The organism is Streptomyces sp. NPDC005878, assembly GCF_040629815.1.
Classification (GTDB): Bacteria; Actinomycetota; Actinomycetes; order Streptomycetales; family Streptomycetaceae; genus Streptomyces.
The window spans coordinates 1-1,908 of the sequence record NZ_JBEXWK010000062.1; the positions used below are offsets into that span (position 1 = coordinate 1).

At 68.4% G+C, this 1,908-nt stretch carries 1 protein-coding gene and 1 pseudogene; both read right to left on the reverse strand.

Annotation, left to right across the window (positions count from 1 at the left end; translation table 11 throughout):
- Window positions 1–296 (reverse strand): annotated as a pseudogene (locus ABZ404_RS39080) (2-oxoacid:ferredoxin oxidoreductase subunit beta); the annotation flags it as partial.
- A partial coding sequence (locus ABZ404_RS39085) for a 2-oxoacid:acceptor oxidoreductase subunit alpha (RefSeq protein ID WP_358837881.1) occupies window positions 289–1,908 on the reverse strand: 1,620 nt, incomplete at its 5' end. The pseudogene ABZ404_RS39080 and the gene ABZ404_RS39085, both read right to left, overlap by 8 nt.

Consider the following 1,908-nt stretch of genomic DNA (forward strand, 5'->3'; position numbering starts at 1 on the left):
GGGGCGCGTCCGTGGATGGAGTGCATCCCGTAGGTGTTCATGTAGTAGGGGAAGCGGCTGGAGCAGCCGATGCCGGAGACGAAGACGATGTTCTCCCGGGCGAGGCCGAGTTCGGGCATGAAGCCCTGGACGGCGGCGAGGACGGCGTAGTCGCCGCAGCCGGGGCACCAGCGCACTTCCTGGTCGGATTTGAAGTCTTTCATCGACTGCCGGCCCTCGGCTCTGGGGACCAGGGAGAGCAGGGTCTGTGCCGTCGTCGTCTCCGTCGTCGCAGTCGTCTTCGTCGTCTCAGTCATTGATGGCCTCCTTGAGGGCCGTGGCGAGCTGTTCGGCTTTGAACGGCATGCCGTTGACCTGGGTGTATGACTGGGCGTCGACCAGGTATTTCGCGCGGATCAAGGTGGCGAGCTGACCGAGGTTCATCTCGGGCACCACGACGGTGTCGTAGTGGCGCAGCACCTCACCCAGGTTGGGGGGGAAGGGGTTGAGGTGGCGCAGGTGTGCCTGGGCGATGGCGGTGTTGTGGGTGCGCAGGCGGCGGACGGCGGCGGTGATGGGGCCGTAGGTCGAGCCCCAGCCGATGACCAGGGTGCGGGCCCCGTCGGGATCGTCGACGGTGAGGTCGGGGACGTGGATGCCGTCGGTTTTGGCCTGGCGGGTGCGGACCATGAGGTCGTGGTTGGCGGGGTCGTAGGAGATGTTGCCGCTGCCGTCCTGTTTCTCGATGCCGCCGATGCGGTGTTCCAGGCCCGGGGTGCCGGGGATGGCCCAGGGGCGGGCGAGGGTGTGCGGGTCGCGTTTGTAGGGCCAGAACACGTGTGTGCCGTCGGCGAGCTGGTGGTTGGGCCGGTTCGCGAACTGCACCCGCAGGTCGGGCAGTTCGCCTGGGTCGGGGATCCGCCAGGGTTCGGAGCCGTTGGCGAGGTAGCCGTCGGAGAGCAGGAAGACGGGGGTGCGGTAGGTCAGGGCGATGCGGGCGGCGTCCAGGGCGGCGTCGAAGCAGTCCGCCGGTGTCCTGGGCGCCACGATGGGGACGGGGGCCTCACCGTTGCGTCCGAACATGGCCTGCAGGAGGTCGGCCTGTTCGGTTTTGGTGGGCAGGCCGGTGGAGGGCCCGCCGCGCTGGATGTCGACGATCAGCAGCGGCAGCTCCAAAGACACGGCCAGGCCGATGGTCTCCGACTTCAGCGCGACACCGGGACCGGAGGTGGTGGTCACGGCCAGCGACCCGCCGAACGCCGCCCCCAGGGCCGCCCCGATACCGGCGATCTCGTCCTCGGCCTGGAAGGTGCGCACCCCGAAGTTCTTGTGTTTCGCCAGCTCGTGGAGGATGTCGGAGGCGGGAGTGATGGGGTAGGAGCCGAGGTAGAGGGGCAGGTCGGCCTGGCGGGAAGCGGCGATCAGGCCGTAGGCCAGGGCGAGGTTGCCGGAGATGTTGCGGTAGGTCCCGGCGGGAAACGCCTCGGCGGCCGGGGCGACTTCGTAGGAGACGGCGAAGTCCTCGGTGGTCTCCCCGAAGTTCCAGCCCGCCCTGAACGCGGCCACATTCGCCTCCGCGATCTGCGGCTTCGCAGCGAACTTCCGCCGCAAAAACGCCTCCGTCGCTTCGGTGGGACGGTGATACATCCAGCTCAGCAGACCCAGCGCGAACATGTTCTTCGACCGCTCCGCCTCCTTGCGGGGCAGCCCGAACTCCTTCAGCGCCTCCACCGTCAGCGTCGTCAGCGGCACCGGGTGGACGTGGTAGGCGTCCAGCGAGCCGTCGTCCAGGGGGCTGGTGTCATAGCCGACCTTCGCCATGGGCCGTTTGGTGAACTCATCGGTGTTGACGATGATGTCCGCGCCCCGCGGGACGTCCGCCAGGTTCGCCTTCAGCGCGGCCGGGTTCATCGCGACCAGCACGTTCGG